Origin of the sequence: Thioalkalivibrio sp. XN279 (assembly GCF_011089885.1) — a bacterium.
Classification (GTDB): Bacteria; Pseudomonadota; Gammaproteobacteria; order Steroidobacterales; family XN24; genus XN24.
This window is the reverse complement of record NZ_JAANBD010000029.1, coordinates 162,457-185,305: the sequence shown is the minus strand read 5'-3', so window position 1 is coordinate 185,305 and position 22,849 is coordinate 162,457. Positions and strand designations below refer to the sequence as shown.

Below are 22,849 nucleotides of genomic sequence, written 5' to 3'. Positions count from 1 at the left end.
CCTTACATGCCGATCTACGAGTACCTGTGCGGCGCTTGCGGCCACAGCCTGGACGCGCTGCAGAAGATCTCCGACGAGCCCCTGGTGCATTGCCCCACCTGCGGCGAACCTCAGCTGAAGCGGCAGCTTTCGGCGCCGCGCTTCCGGCTCAAGGGCAGCGGCTGGTACGAGACCGACTTCAAGGGCAAGGGCGACAAGAAGCGCAACCTCGCGGAGTCCGACAGCAAGGCAGCAGATCCTGGCGTCAAGGCAGGCGACAAGTCCGCCGACAAGGCCGCCGACAAGGCCCCGGGCAAGTCCGCCGAGAAAGGCGGCGACAAGCCTGCCGCCAAGCCCGCCGACAGCAAGCCCGCGAGCGGCAAGGCCGACAGCGTTGCTTAAGACGCTGCGCAAATACCTGGTCACCGGGCTGATCCTGTGGATCCCGCTGGTGGTGACCTTCCTGGTCGTGCGCTTCCTGATCCGCTTCGTCGATCAGATCCTGCTGCTGTTGCCCGAGCCGGTACGCCCCGAGAACCTGCTGGGCTTCACGATCCCGGGTCTCGGCCTGCTGCTGGCGCTCGGCATCCTGGTCGCCACGGGCCTGTTCGCGGCCAACTTCGCCGGGCGCCGCCTGGTGGAGATCGGCGACCGCATCGTGGCGCGCATCCCGCTGGTGCGGGGCATCTATTCCAGCGCCAAGCAGGTCGCCGAAACCCTGTTCGCGGACCACAGCACCGCCTTCAAGCGCGTGTTCCTGGTCGAGCATCCGCGCAAGGGGGTGTGGAGCATGTGCTTCCAGACCTCCGAGCTCGAAGGCGAGGTGCAGCACCGCACCACGGAAAAGGTCATTTGCGTGTTCCTGCCGACCACGCCCAACCCCACCTCCGGCTTCCTGCTGTTCGTGCCGCGCGACGAGCTCGTGCCGCTGGACATGAAGGTCGACGAAGGCTTGCGCTTCATCATCTCCCTGGGCGTGGCCGTGCCGCGCTGGACCAGCCCGGAAGCGGCCCGGGCCAGCCTTGCGCGGCCTGAGGCGCCCCAGTAACATCCCCGGCCCTTCGCCGGTCACGCCATGCGCGCCGGCATCGCAGCCCTCCAAGGAAGAATTTCGATGCGTACCCACTACTGCGGCGAGGTCAACGAAGCCCTGATCGGCCAGTCGGCCACGGTGGTCGGCTGGGTGCACCGCCGGCGCGACCACGGCGGCGTGATTTTCGTCGACCTGCGCGACCGCGAGGGCCTGCTGCAGGTGGTGTTCAACCCCGACGACGCGGCCATGTTCGCGCTGGCGGAAAGCCTGCGCTCGGAGTTCGTGCTGCGGGTGACGGGCGAGGTGCGCAGCCGTCCCGAGGGCACCGCCAACCCGGGCCTGGCCACCGGCCAGGTGGAGCTGGTGGCGCGCCAGCTCGAAGTGCTGAACCGCAGCGAGACCCCGCCCTTCCACCACGACGAGGCGGCGGGCGAGGACCTCCGGCTGCGCTACCGCTACCTCGACCTGCGTCGCCCGGAAATGCTGCGCAACCTGCGCCTGCGCCACCGCGTCACCAGCGCGCTGCGCCGTTTCCTCGACGGCAACGGTTTCGTCGATGTCGAGACCCCGGTGCTGACCAAGGCCACGCCGGAGGGCGCGCGCGATTACCTGGTGCCGGCGCGCAACTTCCCCGGCAAGTTCTACGCCCTGCCGCAGTCGCCGCAGCTGTTCAAGCAGCTCTTGATGATGTCCGGGCTGGACCGCTACTACCAGATCGCGCGCTGCTTCCGCGACGAGGACCTGCGCGCCGACCGCCAGCCAGAGTTCACCCAGCTCGACGTCGAGACCTCGTTCATGGACGAGGACGGCATCACCGGGCTGATGGAACAGATGGTGCGCGAGCTGTTCCGCGAGGTGCTGGACGTCGAGCTGCCCGATCCCTTCCCGCGCATGCGCTGGGCCGAGGCCGTGGAGCGTTTCGGCACGGATCGCCCGGACCTGCGCAACCCGCTCGAGCTGGTGGAGGTCGCCGACCTCGTCGCCAGCGTGGAATTCAAGGTCTTTGCCGGCCCGGCGGCCGACCCGAAGGGCCGCGTCGCGGCGCTGCGCGTGCCCGGCGGCGGCAGCCTGACGCGCAAGGAGATCGACGAGTACACCGCGTTCGTCGGCCGCTACGGTGCCCGCGGCCTGGCCTACATCAAGGTCAACGACGCCGCAGCCGGCCGCGAAGGCCTGCAGTCGCCCATCCTCAAGTTCCTGCCCGACGAGGCCGTGGCCGGGATCATGTCCCGCACCGGCGCCGAGACCGGCGACCTGGTGTTCTTCGGCGCCGACAAGGCGAAGGTCGTGAACGATGCGCTCGGCGCCCTGCGCGACAAGCTCGGCATGGACCTCGGCCTGCTCGCCGCCGGCTGGCGGCCGCTGTGGGTGGTCGACTTCCCGATGTTCGAGTGGGACGAGGGCGAGAAGCGCTGGTTCGCCCTGCACCACCCCTTCACCGCGCCCGCGGTGGACGACTATGCCGCGCTGGCGGCCGACCCGGGCAACGCCCTGTCGCGCGCCTACGACATGGTGCTGAACGGCTCCGAGATCGGCGGCGGCTCGGTGCGTATCCACGACCGCGCCATGCAGCAGGCGGTGTTCCAGCTGCTCGGCATCGAGGAAGAGGAGGCGCGTGCCAAGTTCGGCTTCCTGCTGGATGCGCTCAAGTTCGGCTGTCCGCCGCACGGTGGCATCGCCTTCGGCATCGACCGCATGGTGATGCTCATGGCCGGCGCCTCCAGTATCCGCGAGGTCATCGCCTTCCCCAAGACGCAGACCGCCAGCTGCCCGCTCACCGACGCGCCGAGCGAGGTGCCGGACGCCCAGCTGCGCGAGCTGTCGATCCGGGTGCGCAAGCCCGCCGCCGAGTAGCGGGCGCGCCGTCCCACCGGCCGTGGGCGAGGACATGACGCGCTTCAAGCAGCCGGAGTCGGTGCTGGTCGTGGTCTACACGAGGGCCGGCGATTTCCTGTTGCTGGAACGGCATGAACCGGCGGGCTGGTGGCAGTCCGTGACCGGCAGCCTGGAGCCGGGCGAGAGCCCGGGCGAGGCCGCGGTGCGCGAGCTGGCCGAGGAGACCGGCCTCGACGCTGACGGGCTGGCGGACCTGGAGATGAACCACCGCTTCACCATTGCGCCGGCGTGGCGCCACAAGTTCGCCCCGGGCGTCAGCGAGAACCTGGAGCACGCCTTCGCGCTCGAGCTTCCTGAACCGGCCCCGATCCGACTCGATGCCGCGGAACACCGCGCATTCGCCTGGCTGCCCCTGGACGAGGCCCTGTCGCGCGCCAGCTCCTGGAGCAACCGGGCGGCGCTGCAACGGATCGCGAGCGAAAAAATCCGCGCCGGTTAGCTTTTCGCCGTGGGGATGCCGAGGCGCTCGTGGCGCTCTTTCCAGCGCTCGCGCGCCAGACGCTGCAGGTCGGCGACGGAGTCCTTCTCGTCCATGATCTCCAGCCCGAGCAACGTCTCGAGTACGTCCTCGACGGTGATCACCCCGGCCGTGACGCCGTACTCGTCGACCGCGACGGCGAGCTGCTGGCGGTTGTCGAGCAGCTGTGGCAACACCTTGGTCAGGGTCAGCGTCTCCGGTATGAACAACGCCTGGCGTTCCATTTCGGCGAGCACGCGATCCCCCTCGCCGGCGGCCATCGCCGCCAGCAGGTCGTCCTTGAAGACCACCCCGGTGACGGTGTCGATCTCGTCGTCGAACACGGGGATGCGCGAAAAAACGAGCTCCGGGTTTTCTTCCAGGAACTCCGCCACGGTCTGTTCGCGGTCGCCCGCGACCACCACCGGGCGCGGCGTCATCACGTCGTGCACCCTGAGCTGGTTGAGGTTGAGCAGGTTGCGGATGACCTCGGCCTCCTGCTCGTCCAGCTGTCCCTCCGTCCGGCCCATCTCGGTCATGGCAAGGAACTCGGCGCGGCTGAACACCGGGTGTTCCTTGTCTTTCTTCATGAACTGCGTGATGACCTGGCTCATCCACACCAGCGGGTAGAGCACAATGATGAGGACCTTGATCGCGCGCACCGCGAACGGCGCGAGCTGCTGCCAGTAATTGGCGCCGAGGGTCTTGGGGATGATCTCCGAGAGCACCAGGATGCCGAGCGTGGTGACGGCCGCGACGACCGCCTCGTAGTCGATCATCACGCCGCCGAGCTCGAAACCGCCCGCACCCCACAACCGGCTCGCCTGGGCCCCCACGCCGATGGCGCCGATGGTGTGCGCGAAGGTGTTCAGCGTCAGGATGGCCGCCAGCGGCCGGTCGATGTCCTGCTTGAACTCGTTCAACAGCTTGCCGGTGCGCGAGCCTTCCTGGTTGGCGCGATTGACGTAGCTCGGGGTCACGGACAACAGCACCGACTCCCAGATCGAGCACGCGAAGGAGACCAGGATGGCAAACAGGAAGAAGACGATGAGTAGCGTCATGAGCGAGGTTTCCCCGTGGGCTTGGCGCCGGTGTGTTCAGCCACCAGCGCCTTGAGTTCGTAAATCAGTTCCAGCGCGGCGCGTGGCGTGAGGCTGTCCGGGTCGATGCTGTGCAAGCGCTCCAGCGCCGGATCGGACGCCGTGCGTGCCGGCGCCTCGAACAGCGGCAGCTCCGGTTGCGGCCCCGGTACGGCGATACGACCCTGCTCCAGCTCGCGCAGGTAGCCGCGCGCGCGCCGGATGACCTGCGGCGGCACGCCGGCCAGCGCCGCCACCTGCAGCCCGTAGCTCTGGTTCGCCGGGCCGTCGCGCACGCTGTGCAGGAACACCAGCTTGCCCTCGTGCTCGGTGGCGTCCAGGTGCACGTTGGCGCAGGCGGGCAGTTCTTTCGCCAGCGCGGTGAGCTCGAAGTAATGCGTGGCGAACAGCGTGAAGGCGCCGAGCTGCTCGCCGATGAAATGCGCGCAGGCCCAGGCCAGCGACAGGCCGTCGAAGGTGCTGGTGCCGCGCCCGATCTCGTCCATCAGCACCAGGCTGTGCGCGGTGGCGTTGTTGAGGATGTTCGCCGCCTCGGTCATCTCCACCATGAAGGTCGAGCGGCCGCCGGCGAGGTCGTCCGAGGCCCCGATGCGGGTGAAGATGCGGTCCACGGGCCCGAGCTCGGCAGATTCCGCCGGCACGAAGCTGCCGGCATGGGCGAGGATCACGATCAGCGCCGCCTGGCGCATGTAGGTCGACTTGCCGCCCATGTTCGGGCCGGTGATCACCAGCATGCGCCGGCCGGCATCCAGCGCCAGGTCGTTCGGGATGAAAGGCTGGTCGGAGACCCTTTCCACGACCAGGTGGCGCCCGCCGCTGATGGCGAGGCGCGGCTGGGCCACCAGGCGCGGGCGGCTCAGGTTCAGCGCTGCGGCCCGCTCCGCCAGGTTCGCCAGCACGTCGATCTCCGCCACGGCCGCAGCCATGAGCTGCAGCGGGCCGAGCTGTGCCACCAGCGCTTCCACCAGGTCGTCGTACAGGGCCTTCTCGCGCGCCAGCGCGCGTTCGCGCGCGGACAGCACCTTGTCCTCGAATTCCTTCAGCTCCGGCGTGATGAAGCGCTCGGCGCCCTTCAGCGTCTGGCGGCGGCTGTAGTCCGCCGGTGCGTTCTTCGCCTGGGTGCGGCTGATCTCGATGTAATAGCCGTGCACGCGGTTGTAGCCGACCTTGAGCGAGGGCAGCCCGGTGCGCTCGCGCTCGCGCGCCTCCAGCGCCTCGAGGAAACCGTCCGCCTGGGTGGACAGCGCGCGCAGCTCGTCCAGCTCCGCGTCCCAGCCCGGCGCGATGACGCCGCCGTCGCGCACCAGCATCGGCGGCTGCTCGACGACGGCGCGCACCAGCAGGCCGAAGGTGTCGTCGTGTTCGCCGCATTCGTCGGCCAGCGCCCCCAGCCGCGGCGCCGCAACGCCGGCGAGCAGGGCGCGCAATGCCGGCAGTCGCCCCAGCCCGTCGCGCAAGCCGGCCAGGTCGCGCGGGCGGGCCGAGCGCAGCGCTACGCGAGCGAGGATGCGCTCGAGGTCGGGGATGCCGCGCAACGCTTCGCGCAGGCCCTCGACGTCGCCCTCCAGCAACAGTCGTTCCACCGCTTCGTGCCGGCCTTCCAGCACGGCGCGGTCGCGCAGCGGGCGGTTGAGCCAGCGCCGCAGCAGCCGCCCGCCCATGGGCGTCGCGGTCTCGTCCATGACGCCGAGCAGGGTGTGCTCGTGGCGCCCCGTCAGGCTGCGGTCCAGCTCCAGGTTGCGGCGCGTGGCCGCGTCCATGACGAGCGCCTCGTCGCGTGTTTCCGTGCCGAGGCCGCGCAGGTGGGGCAGGGCGCTGCGCTGGGTGTCGAGCACGTACTGCAGCAGGCAGCCCGCCGCCTGCACCGCCTCAGGCAGCTCGGCGCAACCGAACCCGGCCAGGTCGCTGACGCCGAATTGCTTGCACAGCAATCGTGTCGCGGTGTCGAGGTCGAAATGCCAGGGCGGCCGCGTCTTCACCCCGGCGCGCTCGCGCACCACCGCCGGCAGGCGCGCGTCCTCGTCCACCAAGAGCTCCGCCGGCTGCAGCCGCTCCAGCTCCGCCGCCAGCGCCTCGGCGCCGTCCAGGCGCGCCACGCGGAAACGCCCGCCCGCGAGGTCCAGCCACGCCAGCCCGATGCCGGCCGCGCCGACGTGCACGCAGGCCAGCAGCACCTCGTTGCGCTCGTCCAGCAGGCCCTCGTCGGTCACGGTGCCGGGCGTGACCACGCGCACCACCTGGCGCTCCACCGGGCCCTTGCTCGTGGCCGGATCGCCGATCTGCTCGCAGATCGCCACCGACTCGCCCTGGCGCAGCAGCTTCGCCAGGTAACCCTCCACGCTGTGCACCGGCACCCCGGCCATCGGAATCGGCTGGCCCGCGCTCTGCCCGCGCGTGGTGAGGGTGATGTCGATGAGCTTCGCCGCGCGCCGCGCGTCGTCGTAGAAGAGCTCGTAGAAATCCCCCATGCGGTAGAACAGGAGGATGTCCGGGTACTCGGCCTTGATGCGCAGGAACTGGCGCATCATGGGCGTGTGTTGTGAGTGATCGGGGGTGCTCATGGAGTTTCCGTTGCCAGCCCGCGCATGCTAGCACCTCTTTTTCCGGCGTCGCGATGGTGGCAGTCTTGGCGGCAGTCTTGGTGCTAGGGGGAGGAGGAGGGCCGGCATGATCCCCGACGACGAACGCCTCATAAAGCTTGCCCGCGAAGTCGGCGTCTGGCTCGCGGCGCGCGACGAGCGCCTCGCCACCGCCGAGTCCTGCACCGCGGGGTGGATCGCCAAGGCCATGACGGACGTGCCCGGCAGCTCCGAGTGGTTCATCGGCGGTATCGCCAGCTACGCCGATGAAGCAAAAACTACACTGCTCGGCGTGCCCGCCGCGGTGATCGAGAAGGACGGCGCCGTCAGCCAGGCCGTGGTCGAAGCCATGGCCCGCGGCGCCATCGAACGCACGGGCGCGAACCGGGCCGTCGCCGTGAGCGGCATCGCCGGGCCGGCGGGCGGCACGCCGGAAAAGCCGGTCGGCACGGTGTGGTTCGCCTGGGCGCGGCGCGACGGCGAGGAGATCAAGGTCAAGACCCGCCTGGAGCACTACCAGGGCGACCGCGAGGGCATCCGCCGCCAGGCCGTCGGCCGCGCGCTGGCCGGGGTCATGATGAGTTGACTGAGTTGACTGAGTTGACTGAATTGAGGATGGGGTGAAGCTGCGGTTGTTCTACGCGCTGTGGCCCGCCCCGGAGGTTCGCGATGCCCTGTCCGCCTCCGCGCGTCCCCTGCTCGAGGCCTGCCGCGGCCGGCGCGTGCCCAAGCGCAACTACCACCTCACCCTCGCCTTTCTCGGCAGGGTGCCGGAGCAGCGCCTGGACGAGTTCCATGAAGCCGCCGGGCAGGTCGCCGTCGAGCCCTTCACCCTGCGCATCGACCGCCACGGCCACTGGCGCGGTCCCCAGGTGGCGTGGCTGGGCTGCAGCAGCCCGCCCGCCGCCGCCACGCGGCTCGCCGACAACCTGCGCGCGGCGCTGGAGCCGCTGGGCTTCAAGCCCGACCCGCGGCCGTTCCGGCCGCACCTGACGGTGCTGCGCGGCTGCCGGGCCTGCGATTTCGAGGGCGAGATCGCGCCGGTCGAGTGGCCGGTCAGCAGTTTCGTGCTCGCCTGCTCGGAGACCTTGCCGGCGGGCCCCGTTTACCGCGTCGTCTGGTCTCCGGGCTGACCGCCGCGCATCTCCTGGCCGCGCAGCCGCGCCGTCACAGGCCCCTCTCGCTCGGAAAGCTTTATCTCGCTCGATGGGCCTGTGACGTCCCGGCCGCGCTGCTGGGGTGCAGGCGCCGGCAGGCGGCGGCGCACCCGATCTCCGTGCCAACGCCTGCACTCTCACACCCCGCTGACCCCGTCTGATCGGCGCCGGCCGGGCTGAGCGTCACCGAGCCACCGGAACCGCCGCCATCCCGCCGGGCGGCGCGCGGACGGGTCGGCACCCGTTGCGGAGCTCCGGTGCGCAACCGGAACCCAACCCCTGCAACCCGGCAGCGGGGCCGGACCGTGCAAGGCGCACTGAGCGAGATAAGACTTCCCGAGCGAAGGGCGCCTTGCACGGTCCGGCCCCGCGGTCAGGTTTTCAGAACGCCGGGTCCCGGCGCGAAACTCGCCGCTGCGCCCGGATATCGGCGCTGCCGCCCGGGGCTGGATGTGAAATAATCGGTCCCCACTCCACGCCACCTCCCGAGAGCGAACGAATACCGATGGACGACAACCGCAAGAAGGCCCTGGCCGCCGCACTCGGCCAGATCGAGAAACAGTTTGGCAAGGGCTCCGTGATGCGCATGGGCGACTCGGCCATCGTGCGCGATGTGCCCGTCGTGTCCACGGGTTCGCTCGGTCTCGACGTCGCACTTGGCATCGGCGGCCTGCCGCGCGGGCGCGTGGTCGAGATCTACGGCCCGGAGTCGTCGGGCAAGACCACCCTGACGCTGCAGGTCATCGCCGAGGCGCAGAAGGCGGGCGGCACGGCGGCCTTCGTCGACGCCGAGCATGCGCTCGACCCGACTTACGCCGAGAAGCTGGGTGTGAACCTGGATGACCTGCTGGTTTCCCAGCCGGACACCGGCGAGCAGGCGCTTGAGATCACCGACATGCTGGTGCGCTCGGGCGCCGTGGACGTGATCGTGGTCGACTCGGTGGCGGCGCTGACGCCGAAGGCCGAGATCGAGGGCGAGATGGGTGATTCCCACGTCGGCCTGCAGGCGCGCCTCATGTCGCAGGCGCTGCGCAAGCTCACCGGCACCATCAAGCGCACCAACGCCATGGTGATCTTCATCAACCAGATCCGCATGAAGATCGGCGTGATGTTCGGCAGCCCGGAGACCACCACCGGCGGCAACGCGCTGAAGTTCTACTCCTCGGTGCGGCTCGATATCCGTCGCATCGGCGCGCTGAAGAAGGGCGACGAGGTGATCGGCAACCAGACGCGCGTGAAGGTGGTGAAGAACAAGGTGGCGCCGCCCTTCCGCCAGGCTGAGTTCGAGATTCTCTACGGCACGGGCATCAGCCGCGAGGGCGAGATCATCGACCTCGGCGTGGCGCACAACATCGTCGAGAAATCCGGCTCCTGGTACAGCTACAAGGGCGACCGGATCGGGCAGGGCAAGGACAACGTGCGCCAGTTCCTGGTCGACAACCCGGAGATCGCCGCCGACATCGAGCGGCAGCTGCGCGACATCCTGCTGCCGAAGAAGGCGGGCGCCGCGCAGGAGGCCGATGCGGAAGAAACGGCAGGCTGAGGACCCCCTCGGCCTCCTCGACGAGGACTTCGAGGGGGACGAGGCCGAGGCCGAGCGTGGGGCCGAGGCCGGGGCCGACGAGTGGACGGCCGCCACCGTCGAGGTGGCGGCCGTACGGCTCCTGGCGCGGCGCGAGCACAGCCGCAAGGAGCTGGCGCGCAAGCTGCACGCGCGCGGTGTGCCCCCGGAGCTGGTGGACCAGGTGCTGCAAGGCCTGCAGGCGCGACGCCTGCAGTCCGACGAGCGCTATGCCGAATCCCTGGTGAACAGCCGCATCTCGCGCGGACAGGGGCCGGTGCGGATCCGCCGCGATCTCTCGCAGCAGGGTATTCCGGACGAGGACATCGATACCGCGCTGGAGGCGGCCGGGGTGGACTGGTATGCCCTGGCGCGCGAGACGCGCGTGCGCCGCTTCGGCGCGGACGCGCCTGCCGAGTGGAAGGAACGTGCCCGCCAGGCGCGCTTCCTCGAGTACCGGGGCTTCAGCGGCGACCAGATCCGGGAAGCGCTCGGCGACTGAGCGGCCGCCGGACATCGACCGCACCCACTTGGCCCCAGCCCTGCTGTGACGCACAATGGCCCGCTAACCTTTGACCCTGCCGCCGCGCCGGCGGCCTGAATGCCATGAAAAGTGCCGAAATTCGCCAGAGTTTCCTCGATTTCTTCGCCCAGCGCGGCCACGAGATCGTGCCGTCGAGCCCGCTCGTGCCGGGCAACGACCCGACCCTGCTGTTCACCAACGCCGGCATGGTGCAGTTCAAGGACGTGTTCCTCGGTCACGACAAACGGCCTTACAAGCGTGCCTGCTCCTCGCAGCGCTGCGTGCGCGCCGGCGGCAAGCACAACGACCTCGAGAACGTCGGCTACACCGCGCGTCACCACACCTTCTTCGAGATGCTGGGCAACTTCAGCTTCGGCGACTACTTCAAGGAAGACGCCATCCGCTATGCCTGGGACTATGTCACCGGCGTGCTCGGCATCCCCGCGGAGAAGCTCTGGGTCACGGTGTTCGAGGACGACGACGAGGCGGCGGACATCTGGCTGAAGCAGATCGGCGTCAGTCCGGAGCGCTTCAGCCGCCTGGGCGCTGACTCGAACTTCTGGGCCATGGGCGATACCGGTCCCTGCGGTCCCTGCTCCGAGATCTTCTACGACCACGGCCCCGAAGTGGCCGGCGGCCCGCCCGGCTCGCCCGACGAGGACGGCGACCGCTACGTCGAGATCTGGAACCTGGTGTTCATGCAGTTCAACCGCTCCGCGGATGGCGCCATGGCGCCGCTGCCGCGACCCTCGGTGGACACCGGCATGGGGCTGGAGCGGCTTGCCGCAGTGCTGCAGGGCGTGCACTCGAACTACGACATCGACCTGTTCCAGGCGCTCCTGAAGCGCGCCGCCGAGCTGGCGGGCGTCGCGGACACGGACAACGCCTCGCTGCGCGTCATCGCCGACCACATCCGGGCCTGCGCCTTCCTCATCGTCGATGGCGTGCTGCCGTCGAACGAGGGCCGCGGCTACGTGCTCCGGCGCATCATCCGCCGCGCCATCCGCCACGGCTACCAGCTGGGCATCGAGGAACCGTTCTTCTGGCGCCTGGTGGAGACGCTGGAAGAGCAGATGGGCGACGCCTATCCCGAGCTGGTGAAATCCCGCAAGCACGTGGAAAAAGTGCTGCACCAGGAGGAGGAGCGCTTTGCCGAGACGCTGGACCAGGGCATGCGCCTGCTGGACTCGGCCATCGCCGGGCTCGACGGCAAGGTCATCCCGGGCGAAACCGCGTTCCGCCTCTACGATACCTACGGCTTCCCGGTCGATCTGACCGCCGACATCGCGCGCGAGCGCGGGCTCAGCGTCGACCAGGCCGGCTTCGAGCAGGCCATGGACGCGCAACGTGAGCGCGCCCGCGCCTCGAGCCGCTTCGACGCCGACTACGGGCCGAAGACCGACACCGGGCTGGAATCGACGTTCGTCGGCTACGACGCGCTGGCCGCCTCGGGCGTGGTGCTCGGGCTGTTCAAGGAAGGCGTGGGCCAGGTGGACGCGCTGGGCGAAGGCGACGAGGGTGTGATCGTGCTCGACGAGACGCCGTTCTATGCCGAGTCCGGCGGCCAGGTGGGCGATGTCGGCATGATCCGCGCCGCGGCCGGCGAGTTCGAGGTCCGGGACACGCGCAAGTGGGGCAAGGCCCATGCGCATCACGGCGTGATGCGGCGCGGCCGCGTCGAGGGCGGCGAATCCGTGCGCGCCGAGGTCGATCGCGCCACGCGCCAGGCGACCGTGCTGAACCATTCCGCCACGCACCTGTTGCACGCTGCCTTGCGCAAGGTGCTCGGCGAGCATGTGCAGCAGAAGGGCTCGCTGGTCGCGCCCGACCGGCTGCGCTTCGATTTCTCGCACTACGAGCCGGTGAGCCGCGCGCAGCTGGCCGAGATCGAGGCCCTGGTGAACGCCGAGATCCGCGCCAACGCCAAGGCCGAGATCAAGGTGCTGCCCTACGAGGACGCGGTGGCCGGCGGCGCGCTGGCACTGTTCGGCGAGAAGTACGACGACCGCGTGCGCGTGCTCAGGCTCGGCGATTTCTCCATGGAGCTGTGCGGCGGCACCCATGTGCGGCGCGCCGGCGACATCGGCCTGTTCAAGGTAGTGGCCGAGAGCGGCATCGCCTCGGGCGTGCGGCGCATCGAGGCGGTGACCGGGCGCGGCGCGCTGGACTGGATCGGGCGCCACGAGGAGACCCTGCAGCAGGTCGCGACCCTGCTCAAGGGCGGCTGGGACGAAGCCGGGGAGAAGGTGCGCCACCTGCTCGAGCGCTCGCGCCAGCTGGAAAAGGAGCTGAAGCAGCTGCAGACGAAGCTCGCCACCGGCGGCGGCGGCGAGGACCCGCTGGCGCAGGCCGAGACCGTCGGCAACGCGCGCATCTACATCGCGCGCCTCGACGGCAGCGATCCCAAGGTGCTGCGCGACGCCGTGGACCGCTTCAAGCAGAAGCTGGGCACGGGTGTGGTGCTGCTCGGCGCCGCGGACGGCGACAAGGTGCGCCTGGTGGCGGGCGTGACCAAGGACCTGGCGGAGCGCATCAGCGCCGTGGACCTGGTCAACGCCGCCGCGACGCTGGTGGGCGGCAAGGGCGGCGGCCGGCCCGACCTGGCGCAGGCCGGCGGCGCCGAGGCAACGCGGCTGGACGAGGCGCTGGCGCAGGCCCGCGGCTTCGCCCGCGAGCGCCTGCAGTAACAGTCCGGGGACCGGACAGGAACGGTATCGCCGTGGCGCGCTACATCATGAAGTTCGGCGGCAGCTCCGTCGCCACCGTGGACCACATCCGCGCTGCGGCAGGCGTCATCGCGCGCAAGCGGCGCGAAGGCCACGAGGTGGCCGTGGTGCTGTCGGCCATGGGCGACACCACGGACGAGCTGCTGGCCAGGGCGATGGCCATCTCGGGTCGGCCCAACCCGCGCGAACTGGACATGCTGCTGTCCTCGGGCGAGCAGGTGTCCGTGGCGCTGATGGCCATGGCGCTCAGGGAACTCGGTTTCCCCGCGCGCTCCTGGCTCGGCCACCAGGTGCGCATCCTCACCGACTCGGTGCACGCCAAGGCGCGCATCGAGAAAGTCGAGACCGAGCGCCTCGAGGCCGAGCTGAAGGCCGGCATCATTCCAGTGGTGGCCGGCTTCCAGGGCATCGACAGCCTCGGCGAGGTCACCACCCTGGGCCGCGGCGGCTCGGACACCACCGGCGTGGCGCTCGCCGCCGCGCTCAACGCCGACGAATGCCTGATCCTCACCGACGTGGACGGCGTCTACACCACCGACCCGCGCATGGTGCCGCAGGCGCGTCGCCTGTCGCGCGTCACTTTCGAGGAAATGCTCGAGCTGGCCAGCCTCGGATCGCGCGTGCTGCAGATCCGCTCGGTCCAGTTCGCCGGCAAGTACAACGTGCCCGTGCGCGTGCTGCACAACAGCGGCGAGGGCGAAGGCACCCTGATCAGTTACGAGGAGCCAGACGTGGAAGCACCCGTCGTATCCGGCATCGCGTTCTCGCGCAACGAGGCCCAGGTCACCATCACCGGCGTGCCCGACCGCCCCGGCAACGGCTACGCGGTGCTGAAGAACGTGTCCGAATCCCACATCGTGGTGGACATGATCGTCATGAACGCGCCGCGTGCCGGGATCGTCGACTTCAGTTTCAGCGTGCCGCGCGAGGAGTACGAGCAGGCCATGGAGCTGGCGCGCACCGCCGCGGTCGAGATCGGCGCCGGCGACGTGCTCGGCAGCGCCAGCGTGGCCAAGATCTCCGTCGTCGGGGTCGGGATGCGCAGCCATGCCGGCGTCGCCACGACCATGTTCGAGACGCTGGCGCGCGAGGGCGTAAACGTCCGCATGGTCTCGACCTCCGAGATCAAGATCTCGGTGCTCATCGAGGAGAAGTACCTCGAGCTCGCCGTGCGCAGTTTGCACGAGGCCTTCGGGCTGGAACAGGAACCGCCAGCCACAGAAACGGTCAAATAGGCCAACAGTCTCTGCCAGCTGAGCCTTATTTGGGAAAAAGTGCCGGTTTTTCAGGGGCTAAGTTTGAGCCTGCTGGCGACTTCCAGCGAATTGACTACTATTAGCGACTGTTTTCCACCTCAGCGCGCCGAGAAATATTATAAATGTTGATTTTGACCAGACGCGTTGGCGAGACGGTGGTCATCGGAGACGATGTCCAGGTGACCGTGCTCGGGGTCAAGGGCAACCAGGTACGCCTGGGTGTCAACGCGCCCCGTGACGTGTCCGTGCACCGCCTCGAGATCTACGACCGCATCCGCAAGGAGCAGGAACCGGGCGGCGAGCCCGGCACTGAGCCCGGCGGCGGAGCCGACGAGCCCTGATCGGCCGGGCGGCCCTTTACCTGCCCCACACCCACCGGTATCATGCTTCGCCTTTCGGCGGGAGCATGGCTCCGGCCGGATCGCTGGAGAGGTGGCTGAGTGGTCGAAAGCGCTCCCCTGCTAAGGGAGTAAGGGGCTTAAACCCCCTTCGAGGGTTCGAATCCCTCCCTCTCCGCCACGATTTAGTTTTCAAAAGACGCGCCCGTAGCTCAGTTGGATAGAGTGTCTGGCTACGAACCAGAAGGTCGGGAGTTCGAATCTCTCCGGGCGCGCCAGTCAAATGAAAAAAGGGTCCCATCGGGACCCTTTTTCGTTTGGCCGATGCTTCGGGAGAGAGTCGAACTCCCGACAAGCAATAGCGAGTTCGATCTCCAGGCCGGCCGCCCGGCCGCGCATCGCGCAGCGATGTCGCCCCATTTCCTCGGGCGCCAGGAACCTCGTCAATGCTTGAGGATGACGTACAGGGCGTGAATGATGCCCGGGATGTATCCCAGCAGGGTGAGCAGGAGGTTCAGCCAGAAGTGGCCCGTGAAGCCGACCTCCAGGAACACGCCGACGGGCGGCAACAGGACGGCGAAAATTATCTTGATCGGATCGCTTGCGGTGACTGCCATGACGGCTCCCGTTCAGATGCCTTTCTTTAAGTCTTTCTTGAGGTCACTGAGGTCGTCTTTGACGTCCCCGTAGCCTGTCTGGATCTTGCCTTCGGCCTGCTCGCCCTTGCCGCGAGCCTCCAGATCCTTGTTGCCGACCGTCTTGCCGGCGACTTCCTTGATCTTGCCGGTCGCTTTCTTGACGCGGCCTTTGACCTGGTCCTTGTTCATGGCGATCTCCCGTCGAGCGTTGGTGATCAATGGGAATCAGTGTAGGAAGGTAACGCCAGGTTTCCACTCACCTTGGCTACAAGGTTAGACGCCGGTTGCAGCGAGATCTGTACGGTACCGCTCATTGCCATCGCCGCCGGCCCCGGCGGGCTTCTGTCCTCGGTTCGATGTCGCACAGACCGGGCATGGCCTGGTTGGCATATTCATAAGCAGGCGGACATGCGCGCTCACACTGTGGCGCATGGCAGGAAAACGCCGCGAAGGGGAAAGAATTGGATGCTCAGGTGGCAGGACGGCCGCAGCCAGGCACTGGCGCAGGGTCGCGATGGTTCCACTTTCCGAGCCGCGAGCAGACGCGCGCGGAGGAATTGGCCAACACTCTCAGTCATGGTGTCGGGCTCGTGGCTGCGCTGGTGGGCATCCCGTTCCTGCTCGGGACCACGGCACGCCATGGGGACCTGCTGGATACTCTCGGCGCCATCGTCTTCTCGGTGAGTGTGGTCGTCCTGTATTTTTCCTCCGCCGTTTACCACGGCTTGCAGAATGGCAAGGCCAAGCGCGTTTTCCGGGTTGTGGAGCACTCGGCGATCTACCTGCTGATTGCGGGTACCTACACCCCATTCATGCTCGGGGTCCTGCGTGGGCCCTGGGGCTGGACGCTCCTGGTCGCCGTCTGGTCCTTTGCGGCGATCGGCGTGGCGCTCAAGGCCTCCAACAAGGCCTCCCACCCGGTCCTTTCCACCAGTCTTTACTTGCTGATGGGGTGGCTCATCGTCCTGGCGGCGCAGCCCTTGATGGCCGGGCTGGGGACGCCGGCGCTGCTGTTGCTCGTGGCAGGCGGGCTGGCCTACACCGTGGGCGTGATTTTCTTCGCGCTGGACTCGCGCCTGCGCTTCGGACACCTGGTCTGGCACGGCTTCGTCATGGTGGGCACCACTTGCCACTACTTTGCGGTGCTCCTGCACGCCGCCTGACTGATGAACGCGTGGGGCGCGTTGTCGAGTGCGCCTGCAGTCGGGTGGCGGTTCGCAGCAGGCCGCGCCTGCAGTGACTATCCTTGGTGGGGCCAACTATCGAAAGGAGGCTCCAAGTGAGCATCAAGGACAAGCATGTCGCCATCCTCGCTGAGGACGATTACCAGGAACTGGAATTGCACTACCCGAGGCTGCGTCTCATGGAGGCGGGCGCCAGGGTCAGCGTCTTAGGCGCAGGCAAGGACGCCTACCACAGCAAGAAAGGCTATACGGCCGAATGTGACGCCGATGCTGCGGACGTCGATCCAGCGGATCTTGACGCCGTGGTCATTCCCGGCGGCATGGCGCCGGACAAGATGCGCGGGCACGAGAGCATGGTGCGCCTCGTGCGCACGCTCGCCGAGGCGAACAAGCCTGTGGCATGGATCTGTCACGCAGGCTGGATGGCGGTATCGGCCGACATCATTCGTGGCCGCAAGGTGACTTCGGTTTCCTCGATCCGCGACGACATGGTCAATGCGGGTGGGGACTGGGTCGACGAAACAGTCGTAGTCGACGGCAACCTCATCAGCAGCCGGGTTCCCGGCGACCTGCCGGAGTTCTGCAAGGCGTTGATCAAGGCCCTGGAGGCCTGAGTTTCTCACTGGCCGTCGAGCAGTTTCAGTCAACCAGGTTCGGTCCGCCGCGCCGCTGCTTCGCCTCCCCACGCCGGCGCTTGTCCTCAAGTCGCTTCTCACGCGACGCCCGGGTCGGCTGGGTGGGAATCCGCTTGCGCGGTTCATGGTGCGCGCGCTCGATGAGCGCCGCGAGCCGCGCGCGCGCGTCCTCGCGATTGCGATGCTGGCTGCGAAAGCGTCGCGCCTCGATCATGATCACGCCGGCGGAGTCGGCGCGACTGCCGGCGAGTTTCAGCAGCCGCGCCCGCACCGGTTCGGTGAGAAACGGCGACGAAGCCGCGTCGAAGCTCAGTTGCACGCCGGACTCGGTGCGATTGACGTGCTGGCCGCCGGGACCGCCCGTCAGGATGAACTTTTCGGCGAGTTCGTTCTCCGGCGGCAGGTAGCGCGATCGCGCCGGATCAAGGCCGCCGGCGCCGGGTTTCGATGTGGTAGGCACTGCGATCAATCCTCCTGCGCGCAAGGATAGACCAAGGCCCTGCCGGTGACGAAGCTTGCGGCTCACCAAGGGCCGCAGCGATTGCCCCGTCGCGATGCTTGAACAATCCCCGGGCCGGGCTCATACTTCGTCACATCACGAATTGACGAATTGCAGCCCCAGCCGAATGCACCAGCTCACCGCCATCGCCCGGGCGCTCGATAACGAGAGCCGTCTGCGCATCCTCATGAGCCTGCAGTCGGGCGAGCTTTGCCTGTGCCAGCTCATCGAGCTGCTGGGCCTGGCGCCGTCCACCGTCTCCAAGCATGTCGAGCTGCTGCGCGTCGCGGGCCTGGTGGGCCGACGCAAGGACGGGCGCTGGCACTACTACCGCCTCGCCGGGCGCACCGCTTCCCCGGTGGTGCGCGAGGCGATCCGCTGGGTGATCCGCGCCCTGGCGGACGACGAACAGGTACTCGCGGACACCGCCCGGCTGGCGTCGGTTCGCGCCACCGGGCCCGAGGAATGGACTGCATGCTACACCCGAAACTGAAACTGCTTTTCCTGTGCACCGGGAATTCCTGCCGCAGCCAGATGGCCGAGGGCTGGGCGCGGCATCTCAAGGGCGCGCAGATCGACGCTTACTCCGCCGGCATCGAGAAGCACGGGCTGAACCCCAATGCCGTGAAGGTCATGGCCGAGGCCGGTGTCGACATCTCCGGCCACCACAGCAAGACGCTGGGAGAGCTCGATGGCGTGCCGTTCGACGTGGTGGTGACGGTGTGCGGGCACGCACACGAGACCTGTCCGGTGTTCCCGGGCCAGGCGCGCGTCGTCCATGTCGGCTTCGACGACCCGCCCAAGCTGGCGCGTGGTGAGACCGACCCGGAGAAGGCGCTGGCGCATTACCGCCGCGTGCGCGACGAGATCCGCGCCTTCGTGGAAACCCTGCCGCAGGCCGTGGCCTGAACGCGGCCCGATAGAGACCAGCCACCCATGGAACAGGCCCTCAGCAAGAAACTCTCCTTCCTCGACCGCTACCTGACGGTGTGGATCTTCGTCGCCATGGGTCTCGGCGTCGCCTTCGGCTACCTGTTCCCGGCCGGGATCGCGCGCTTCAACGAGGCCCTCACGGTGGGTGAGCACACCAACCTGCTGATCGCCGTAGGCCTGATACTGATGATGTATCCGCCGCTGGCGAAGGTGAAATACGAGCTGCTGCCGAAGGTGTTCTCCGACTGGAAGATCATCGGCCTGTCGCTGGTGCAGAACTGGATTGTCGGCCCGATCCTGATGTTCGTGCTCGCCGTGGTGTTCTTCGGCTTCATCGCCCCGGCCGTGTTCGGCCCCGACGACCGCTGGGGCCTGTACATGGTCGGTCTGATCCTCGTGGGGATCGCCCGCTGCATCGCCATGGTGCTGGTGTGGAACCTGCTGGCCAAGGGCAGCACGGAATACGCCGCCGGGCTGGTGGCGCTGAACAGCATTTTCCAGATCGTCACCTTCGGCTTTTACGCCTGGGTGTTCATCACGGTGCTGCCGCCGCTGTTCGGGCTGGAAGGCATGGTGGTCGAGGTGAGCATTGGCGAGATCTTTAAGAGCGTGATGATCTACCTGGGGATCCCTTTCGCCGCGGGCATCCTCAGCCGCGTGATCCTCGTGCCGATGAAAGGACACGCGTGGTACGACACCGTGTTCATCCCGCGCATCTCGCCCATCACGCTCGGCGCGCTGCTGTTCACCATCGTGGTGATGTTTTCCATGCAGGGCGAGCGCATCATCAACCAGCCGCTCGACGTGCTGTGGATCGCCATCCCGCTGAGCGCCTACTTCGCCATCATGTTCCTGGTGAGCTTCTTCATGGCGTGGAAGGTCGGCGCCGACTACGCGCGCTCGGCGACGCTGGCCTTCACCGCCTCGGGCAACAACTTCGAGCTGGCCATCGCGGTCGCCATCGGCATCTTCGGCATCACTTCGCCGATCGCGTTCGCCACCGTGGTCGGCCCGCTGGTCGAGGTGCCGGTGCTCATCGGCCTGGTGCACGTGAGCCTGTATTTCCGCCGCCGATTCTTCCCGGCGGAAGTCGCGGCCCAGGCGGCCGCGCCTGCGCGGGTGCCCTGAACGCCGGCTCAGCGGCCCTCGAAAGCTTCCAGGAACGCTTCGATCCGGGCCGCGTTCGCGCCCACGTCGCTGCGCCCGACGCGTGACTTGGAGCGGATGTCCACTCGGCTGCCGTCGGCGGTCGGCCGCACGCGGATCACCACGTCGTCCTTGAAGCCGAACCAGAAGGTCGTGTCGGTGGCCTCGATGCGCCCGTCCTGCGGCACCGTCACGACGATCTCCCAGCCCAGCTCGCGCGCGACCTGCTCGGCGCGGTCGAAGGCTTCGGCGGTGGAAAGCTCCGTCAGCAGCGGCTGCACTTCCGGGTAGGCTTCACGCTGCTGCTGCGCCACTTCCTCGCCGGGGTATTCCGGCGGATTGGCCGCATCGGCGCGCAGCGGCAGTACCGCGACGAACACGGGCGGGTTCACCGTGTCCGTGGTGATGTCGTGAATGAAGGGCAGGGAGCGCACGGTCTGCAGCCCGTTCCACGGTACCCAGGCCGCGACCGAGCCGACCACCAGCGCCAGCACCAGCGTCGATGCGGCGTTGCGCCGGGTGCGGGGAATGACCAGGAACAGGAGTGCGAGCGCCGCCGCCGCCGCGCCGGCGAAAAACGCCCCGCGCATGAGCAGGAAGCCGGTGCCGTATTCCCACAGGCCCAGTCGTGTGCCGGGGCCGGCAAAAAGCAACATCAGCAACGCGAGCAAGGCGACAAGAAGAGGGAGGCGGGAGATGTTCATGGGTTACACCGGCAGCCTGGGAAGTGCGCCAATCATAACGGTAATCTCGGGCGCACAGCGCGCCGCGGCAATCGTCACCTGTTCAGCAAAGCGACCTGCCGCACCTCGAGATCCGCTTCGAAGGCTTCCCCGTAGGCAACGACCGCGAGCGACTTAAGGCCACGGACATCGATCCGGCCCGCCGCGCCCTTGCTCTCGAAGGCGCTGAAGGGGATGAACTGGTCCTGCCACTGGGTGCGCACGGCGAGGGGGGCGCGAAAGTAGGACCACGGCATCCAGTTCTGCCGCGTGCGCAAGTGAATGTAGTACGGTCCGGGCTGGCCGCGCGCGGTGATGGCGACCCCTTCCCAGTCGCTGCCGTCGAAGGCGCCGCCGCCGGCATCCAGCGGCAGCCATGCCTGGATGAAGCCGCCGCGATTCTCCAGGCGCACCGTGCCGCGCATGCGCAGCACGCGCCCTTCCGGCAGTTCCGCAAACTCGAGGCGCATGTCCGAGACGCCGCCCATGACGCGGTCGGTAAAGCCTTCCCAGCGCGTGCCGATGGCGGCGACGCCATCGGCACGGCTGAAATCGTCCAGCAGCAGCGAATCACTCATGTGATCGATTCTGCCACCGTTGCACCCACACTAGTAGGCCGCGTCGAAGCCGAACAGGATGTAGTTTTCCTTGGTCTGGTGGCCGACGAAGGGCGGACCGAAATTGTCTTCGCTGAGGAAGTCGACGTTGATTTCCAACACGCCCTTGACGTTGCGCATGAAGTAATACGCGGCGCCGAACGTCAGCGAGTTGATATCGATACCCTCGTAGATGGTGCCGGTGCCGTCGAAGTCGCTGGCGTCCGCGTAGTTGTACAGCATCGACAGCGCCCAGCGGTCGTTCATGATGAAATCGACGCCGGCAAAGCCGCCGAACCAGTCGTAGTCCACGCTCGAGTCCGCGTCGAGGAACGCGTCCCACTGGTTCCACAGCAACTGGGCGAACCAGTGCGTCCTCGCGCTGAGCGATCCCGACAGGTCCAGGCCGTAAATGGTCTTGTCGGTGTCGCGGCTGCCGCGTTCCGCGCCGGCGAATCCGGCTGCGCTGCGCTGTTCGCCCACGAGTCCGAACAGCCCGACATTGACGGGGCCCATGGCGCCGCCGATGCGCCCGAACACGTTCTTGCCGGAGTCGTTGTCGAACATGTGGTCCGGCCGGCGATACCCCGGGCTGTTGATGGTGACGTTGTTGTTGATGCCGTTGCCGTTGGTCAGGCCCAGCGCCACGTCGAGCGGGCCGAAGCCGCGGTCGAGAATGATGCCGCGATCATAGGTGATGCCCGCCGCACGATAGGCGTAGAAGTCCTGGAAAGTCAGCCGCACCTCGCGCGGGAACATCAGGTCGGAGACCTGGAACTGCCCGAGCATGCCGCCCACGCCGCTGCCCGCGATGTCGGCGTAGCTGAACCACGCATCTTCGACGATGACCTCGCCGTTGCCGCCCTTCTCGGCAAAGATGGCGTAGAAGTAGTAGCTGATGTTCTCCGACAGGGGGGCGCTGGAAAGCAGCTTGATCAGGTACGGCGCCTGGATGTCGAAGGACGAATCATTGTCCGTGGGACCCGTGGCGTAATCGACTTCCTCGCCGTCGCGGCCCTGTACGAAGGCCTGGGCGCGAACCGCCAGCGGGAGCGATTTCGGTAACGCCAGCATGTCGTCGCCGGTGTCCATCATCGTTTCGCGCCACTGCGGCATGCGCATGTTATTGCCGGCGAACCACTCGCCGAAATCGTTCAGGCGCGGAAAGGCCGAGTGACAGGCGTTGCAGCTGACCTCGTATTGCCGGGCAAAAGCGGGCATGGCCTGGGTGGGCGGGGTCCACAGGGTCATGGCGCCGGCAATGCCGCCGAGCGCGAGGGCCGTTGCAGCAAGGCGCAGACTGGTAGTCATGGTGTTCTCCTCTGCGGCCGCGGATACGGTCGCCTGAATAGACCATCCCAGTAAACTGCAACGCCCCGGAGGTCGTGTTTGACCTGAGTCAGTTCCGGGGTAGGGGATTTCCCACGGTCCGCGGGGCGCCCGAGTCGCCTGGTCAGGCGAGCTTCATGGCCGCCCAGGCCAGCGCCGCCCAGCCGACGATGAAAGCCACGCCGCCGAGGGGCGTGATGGCGCCGAGGGCACGGACGCCGGTGAAGGCCATGGCGTAGAGGGAGCCGGAGAACAGCAGGATGCCGGCCACGAAAGCCCACCCTGCGACGTGGACCGCATTCGTGTGCACCTGCGTGCCGAGCCAGGCCACGGCCAGCAGCGCGAGGGCGTGATACATCTGGTAGCGCGCGCCGGTCTCGAAGACTTCCAGCATGCGCGCATCGAGCTGCGCCCGGAGGGCATGGGCGCCGAACGCGCCGGCGGCCACGCTGAGGCCGCCGAACAGGGCGCCGAGGATCGCGAAGAGTTTCATGCCCGGATTATGCCGCAGCCGTCACACTTTCGGCAGGCCGACGACCCCGGGGCCGGCTCCTTAAGCTCT

General features: G+C 67.9%; 25 protein-coding genes and 2 tRNA genes. 18 read left to right on the top strand and 9 right to left on the bottom strand.

Going from position 1 to position 22,849, the window contains the following annotated elements:
- The first annotated feature begins 6 nt into the window (after positions 1-6).
- The 4 genes from G8346_RS13740 (at position 7) to nudB (ending at position 3,347) form a co-directional block, all read left to right on the top strand.
- Positions 7-381, top strand: coding sequence for an FmdB family zinc ribbon protein (locus G8346_RS13740; RefSeq protein WP_166052284.1), 375 nt, complete (start codon positions 7-9; stop codon positions 379-381).
- Positions 374-1,027 (top strand): DUF502 domain-containing protein, encoded by a 654-nt coding sequence (locus G8346_RS13735; protein WP_166052282.1) that lies wholly within the window; start codon positions 374-376, stop codon positions 1,025-1,027. The genes G8346_RS13740 and G8346_RS13735 overlap by 8 nt, the downstream gene beginning before the upstream one ends.
- 66 nt (positions 1,028-1,093) lie before the next feature.
- The gene (gene aspS, locus G8346_RS13730; RefSeq protein WP_166052281.1) at positions 1,094-2,866 is read left to right on the top strand and encodes an aspartate--tRNA ligase; all 1,773 of its coding nucleotides are present in this window, start codon (positions 1,094-1,096) and stop codon (positions 2,864-2,866) included.
- Positions 2,867-2,900: 34 nt separating this feature from the next.
- Positions 2,901-3,347 (top strand): dihydroneopterin triphosphate diphosphatase, encoded by a 447-nt coding sequence (gene nudB / locus G8346_RS13725; RefSeq protein ID WP_166052279.1) that lies wholly within the window; start codon positions 2,901-2,903, stop codon positions 3,345-3,347.
- Here nudB and G8346_RS13720 read toward each other — a convergent pair.
- Positions 3,344-4,426, bottom strand: a complete 1,083-nt coding sequence (locus tag G8346_RS13720) for a hemolysin family protein (RefSeq protein ID WP_166052277.1) — start codon at positions 4,424-4,426, stop codon at positions 3,344-3,346. The genes nudB and G8346_RS13720 overlap by 4 nt on opposite strands.
- Positions 4,423-7,026, bottom strand: a complete 2,604-nt coding sequence (gene mutS, locus G8346_RS13715; protein WP_166052275.1) for a DNA mismatch repair protein MutS — start codon at positions 7,024-7,026, stop codon at positions 4,423-4,425. Before mutS ends, G8346_RS13720 begins: the two co-directional genes overlap by 4 nt.
- Before the next feature lie 106 nt (positions 7,027-7,132).
- Between mutS and G8346_RS13710 the strand changes: the two genes are divergently transcribed.
- The 9 genes from G8346_RS13710 to G8346_RS13670 all read left to right on the top strand — a co-directional run bounded on the left by G8346_RS13710 (position 7,133) and on the right by G8346_RS13670 (position 14,883).
- The gene (locus tag G8346_RS13710) at positions 7,133-7,630 is read left to right on the top strand and encodes a CinA family protein (RefSeq protein ID WP_166052273.1); all 498 of its coding nucleotides are present in this window, start codon (positions 7,133-7,135) and stop codon (positions 7,628-7,630) included.
- 34 nt (positions 7,631-7,664) lie between these two features.
- Entirely contained in the window at positions 7,665-8,177 is a 513-nt protein-coding gene (gene thpR, locus G8346_RS13705; RefSeq protein WP_166052271.1) for an RNA 2',3'-cyclic phosphodiesterase, read from the top strand.
- A 529-nt stretch (positions 8,178-8,706) separates the two neighbouring features.
- The gene (gene recA / locus G8346_RS13700; RefSeq protein WP_166052269.1) at positions 8,707-9,744 is read left to right on the top strand and encodes a recombinase RecA; all 1,038 of its coding nucleotides are present in this window, start codon (positions 8,707-8,709) and stop codon (positions 9,742-9,744) included.
- Entirely contained in the window at positions 9,722-10,264 is a 543-nt protein-coding gene (locus G8346_RS13695; protein ID WP_166052267.1) for a regulatory protein RecX, read from the top strand. The genes recA and G8346_RS13695 overlap by 23 nt, the downstream gene beginning before the upstream one ends.
- A 104-nt stretch (positions 10,265-10,368) precedes the next feature.
- Positions 10,369-12,972 carry an alanine--tRNA ligase gene (gene alaS / locus G8346_RS13690; protein ID WP_166052265.1) on the top strand — a complete coding sequence of 868 codons (2,604 nt, stop codon included), beginning with the start codon at positions 10,369-10,371 and terminating at the stop codon, positions 12,970-12,972.
- A 32-nt stretch (positions 12,973-13,004) separates the two neighbouring features.
- Positions 13,005-14,246 (top strand): aspartate kinase, encoded by a 1,242-nt coding sequence (locus G8346_RS13685; RefSeq protein ID WP_166052263.1) that lies wholly within the window; start codon positions 13,005-13,007, stop codon positions 14,244-14,246.
- Positions 14,247-14,389: 143 nt separating this feature from the next.
- A complete protein-coding gene (gene csrA, locus G8346_RS13680) occupies positions 14,390-14,608 on the top strand; it encodes a carbon storage regulator CsrA (RefSeq protein ID WP_166052261.1) in 219 nt (72 codons plus the stop codon).
- Between the two features lie 85 nt (positions 14,609-14,693).
- A tRNA-Ser gene (locus G8346_RS13675) sits at positions 14,694-14,786 on the top strand.
- Between the two features lie 20 nt (positions 14,787-14,806).
- Positions 14,807-14,883: transfer RNA gene (locus tag G8346_RS13670), tRNA-Arg, on the top strand.
- Between the two features lie 165 nt (positions 14,884-15,048).
- Here G8346_RS13670 and G8346_RS13665 read toward each other — a convergent pair.
- The gene (locus G8346_RS13665; RefSeq protein WP_166052259.1) at positions 15,049-15,222 is read right to left on the bottom strand and encodes a YqaE/Pmp3 family membrane protein; all 174 of its coding nucleotides are present in this window, start codon (positions 15,220-15,222) and stop codon (positions 15,049-15,051) included.
- 12 nt (positions 15,223-15,234) lie between these two features.
- Entirely contained in the window at positions 15,235-15,432 is a 198-nt protein-coding gene (locus G8346_RS13660) for a CsbD family protein (protein ID WP_166052257.1), read from the bottom strand.
- 368 nt (positions 15,433-15,800) lie between these two features.
- On the opposite strand from G8346_RS13660, the gene G8346_RS13655 reads away from it, so the two are divergent.
- Positions 15,801-16,406, top strand: coding sequence for a hemolysin III family protein (locus G8346_RS13655; RefSeq protein WP_240901514.1), 606 nt, complete (start codon positions 15,801-15,803; stop codon positions 16,404-16,406).
- 116 nt (positions 16,407-16,522) lie between these two features.
- On the top strand, positions 16,523-17,041 hold the full coding sequence (locus G8346_RS13650) for a type 1 glutamine amidotransferase domain-containing protein (RefSeq protein ID WP_166052253.1): 519 nt from the start codon (positions 16,523-16,525) through the stop codon (positions 17,039-17,041).
- Between the two features lie 25 nt (positions 17,042-17,066).
- Here the strand turns inward: G8346_RS13650 and arfB are convergent, their stop codons facing one another.
- A complete protein-coding gene (arfB, locus tag G8346_RS13645; RefSeq protein WP_370520658.1) occupies positions 17,067-17,588 on the bottom strand; it encodes an alternative ribosome rescue aminoacyl-tRNA hydrolase ArfB in 522 nt (173 codons plus the stop codon).
- Between the two features lie 100 nt (positions 17,589-17,688).
- Here arfB and G8346_RS13640 point away from each other — a divergent pair, with 100 nt between their 5' ends.
- From G8346_RS13640 to arsB, 3 genes are read left to right on the top strand one after another with little or no spacing between them, the layout of a single operon-like run.
- Complete coding sequence (locus G8346_RS13640; RefSeq protein WP_166052251.1) at positions 17,689-18,054, top strand: helix-turn-helix transcriptional regulator; 366 nt, start codon at positions 17,689-17,691, stop codon at positions 18,052-18,054.
- Positions 18,036-18,470 (top strand): arsenate reductase ArsC, encoded by a 435-nt coding sequence (locus tag G8346_RS13635; protein ID WP_166052248.1) that lies wholly within the window; start codon positions 18,036-18,038, stop codon positions 18,468-18,470. The genes G8346_RS13640 and G8346_RS13635 overlap by 19 nt, the downstream gene beginning before the upstream one ends.
- 27 nt (positions 18,471-18,497) lie before the next feature.
- Positions 18,498-19,622 (top strand): ACR3 family arsenite efflux transporter, encoded by a 1,125-nt coding sequence (arsB, locus tag G8346_RS13630; RefSeq protein ID WP_166052246.1) that lies wholly within the window; start codon positions 18,498-18,500, stop codon positions 19,620-19,622.
- An 8-nt stretch (positions 19,623-19,630) separates the two neighbouring features.
- Here arsB and G8346_RS13625 read toward each other — a convergent pair whose 3' ends face one another.
- From G8346_RS13625 to G8346_RS13610, 4 genes are all read right to left on the bottom strand, one after another.
- On the bottom strand, positions 19,631-20,344 hold the full coding sequence (locus G8346_RS13625; RefSeq protein ID WP_166052245.1) for a DUF1499 domain-containing protein: 714 nt from the start codon (positions 20,342-20,344) through the stop codon (positions 19,631-19,633).
- 74 nt (positions 20,345-20,418) lie between these two features.
- The gene (locus G8346_RS13620) at positions 20,419-20,940 is read right to left on the bottom strand and encodes a CIA30 family protein (protein ID WP_166052243.1); all 522 of its coding nucleotides are present in this window, start codon (positions 20,938-20,940) and stop codon (positions 20,419-20,421) included.
- A gap of 30 nt (positions 20,941-20,970) precedes the next feature.
- Positions 20,971-22,269, bottom strand: a complete 1,299-nt coding sequence (locus tag G8346_RS13615) for a hypothetical protein (protein WP_166052241.1) — start codon at positions 22,267-22,269, stop codon at positions 20,971-20,973.
- A 142-nt stretch (positions 22,270-22,411) separates the two neighbouring features.
- On the bottom strand, positions 22,412-22,780 hold the full coding sequence (locus G8346_RS13610; protein ID WP_166052239.1) for a DUF423 domain-containing protein: 369 nt from the start codon (positions 22,778-22,780) through the stop codon (positions 22,412-22,414).
- Positions 22,781-22,849 lie beyond the last annotated feature (69 nt).

Coding starts and splice junctions, on each gene's coding strand:
- aspS (WP_166052281.1), top strand. CDS start 1,094: ATGCGTACCCACTACTGCGGCGAGGTCAACGAAGCCCTGATCGGCCAG.
- G8346_RS13625 (WP_166052245.1), bottom strand. CDS start 20,344: ATGAACATCTCCCGCCTCCCTCTTCTTGTCGCCTTGCTCGCGTTGCTG.
- recA (WP_166052269.1), top strand. CDS start 8,707: ATGGACGACAACCGCAAGAAGGCCCTGGCCGCCGCACTCGGCCAGATC.
- mutS (WP_166052275.1), bottom strand. CDS start 7,026: ATGAGCACCCCCGATCACTCACAACACACGCCCATGATGCGCCAGTTC.
- G8346_RS13660 (WP_166052257.1), bottom strand. CDS start 15,432: ATGAACAAGGACCAGGTCAAAGGCCGCGTCAAGAAAGCGACCGGCAAG.
- csrA (WP_166052261.1), top strand. CDS start 14,390: ATGTTGATTTTGACCAGACGCGTTGGCGAGACGGTGGTCATCGGAGAC.
- G8346_RS13620 (WP_166052243.1), bottom strand. CDS start 20,940: ATGAGTGATTCGCTGCTGCTGGACGATTTCAGCCGTGCCGATGGCGTC.
- G8346_RS13740 (WP_166052284.1), top strand. CDS start 7: ATGCCGATCTACGAGTACCTGTGCGGCGCTTGCGGCCACAGCCTGGAC.
- G8346_RS13720 (WP_166052277.1), bottom strand. CDS start 4,426: ATGACGCTACTCATCGTCTTCTTCCTGTTTGCCATCCTGGTCTCCTTC.
- alaS (WP_166052265.1), top strand. CDS start 10,369: ATGAAAAGTGCCGAAATTCGCCAGAGTTTCCTCGATTTCTTCGCCCAG.
- arsB (WP_166052246.1), top strand. CDS start 18,498: ATGGAACAGGCCCTCAGCAAGAAACTCTCCTTCCTCGACCGCTACCTG.
- nudB (WP_166052279.1), top strand. CDS start 2,901: ATGACGCGCTTCAAGCAGCCGGAGTCGGTGCTGGTCGTGGTCTACACG.
- G8346_RS13710 (WP_166052273.1), top strand. CDS start 7,133: ATGATCCCCGACGACGAACGCCTCATAAAGCTTGCCCGCGAAGTCGGC.
- G8346_RS13610 (WP_166052239.1), bottom strand. CDS start 22,780: ATGAAACTCTTCGCGATCCTCGGCGCCCTGTTCGGCGGCCTCAGCGTG.
- G8346_RS13640 (WP_166052251.1), top strand. CDS start 17,689: ATGCACCAGCTCACCGCCATCGCCCGGGCGCTCGATAACGAGAGCCGT.
- G8346_RS13665 (WP_166052259.1), bottom strand. CDS start 15,222: ATGGCAGTCACCGCAAGCGATCCGATCAAGATAATTTTCGCCGTCCTG.
- G8346_RS13695 (WP_166052267.1), top strand. CDS start 9,722: ATGCGGAAGAAACGGCAGGCTGAGGACCCCCTCGGCCTCCTCGACGAG.
- G8346_RS13615 (WP_166052241.1), bottom strand. CDS start 22,269: ATGACTACCAGTCTGCGCCTTGCTGCAACGGCCCTCGCGCTCGGCGGC.
- G8346_RS13635 (WP_166052248.1), top strand. CDS start 18,036: ATGCTACACCCGAAACTGAAACTGCTTTTCCTGTGCACCGGGAATTCC.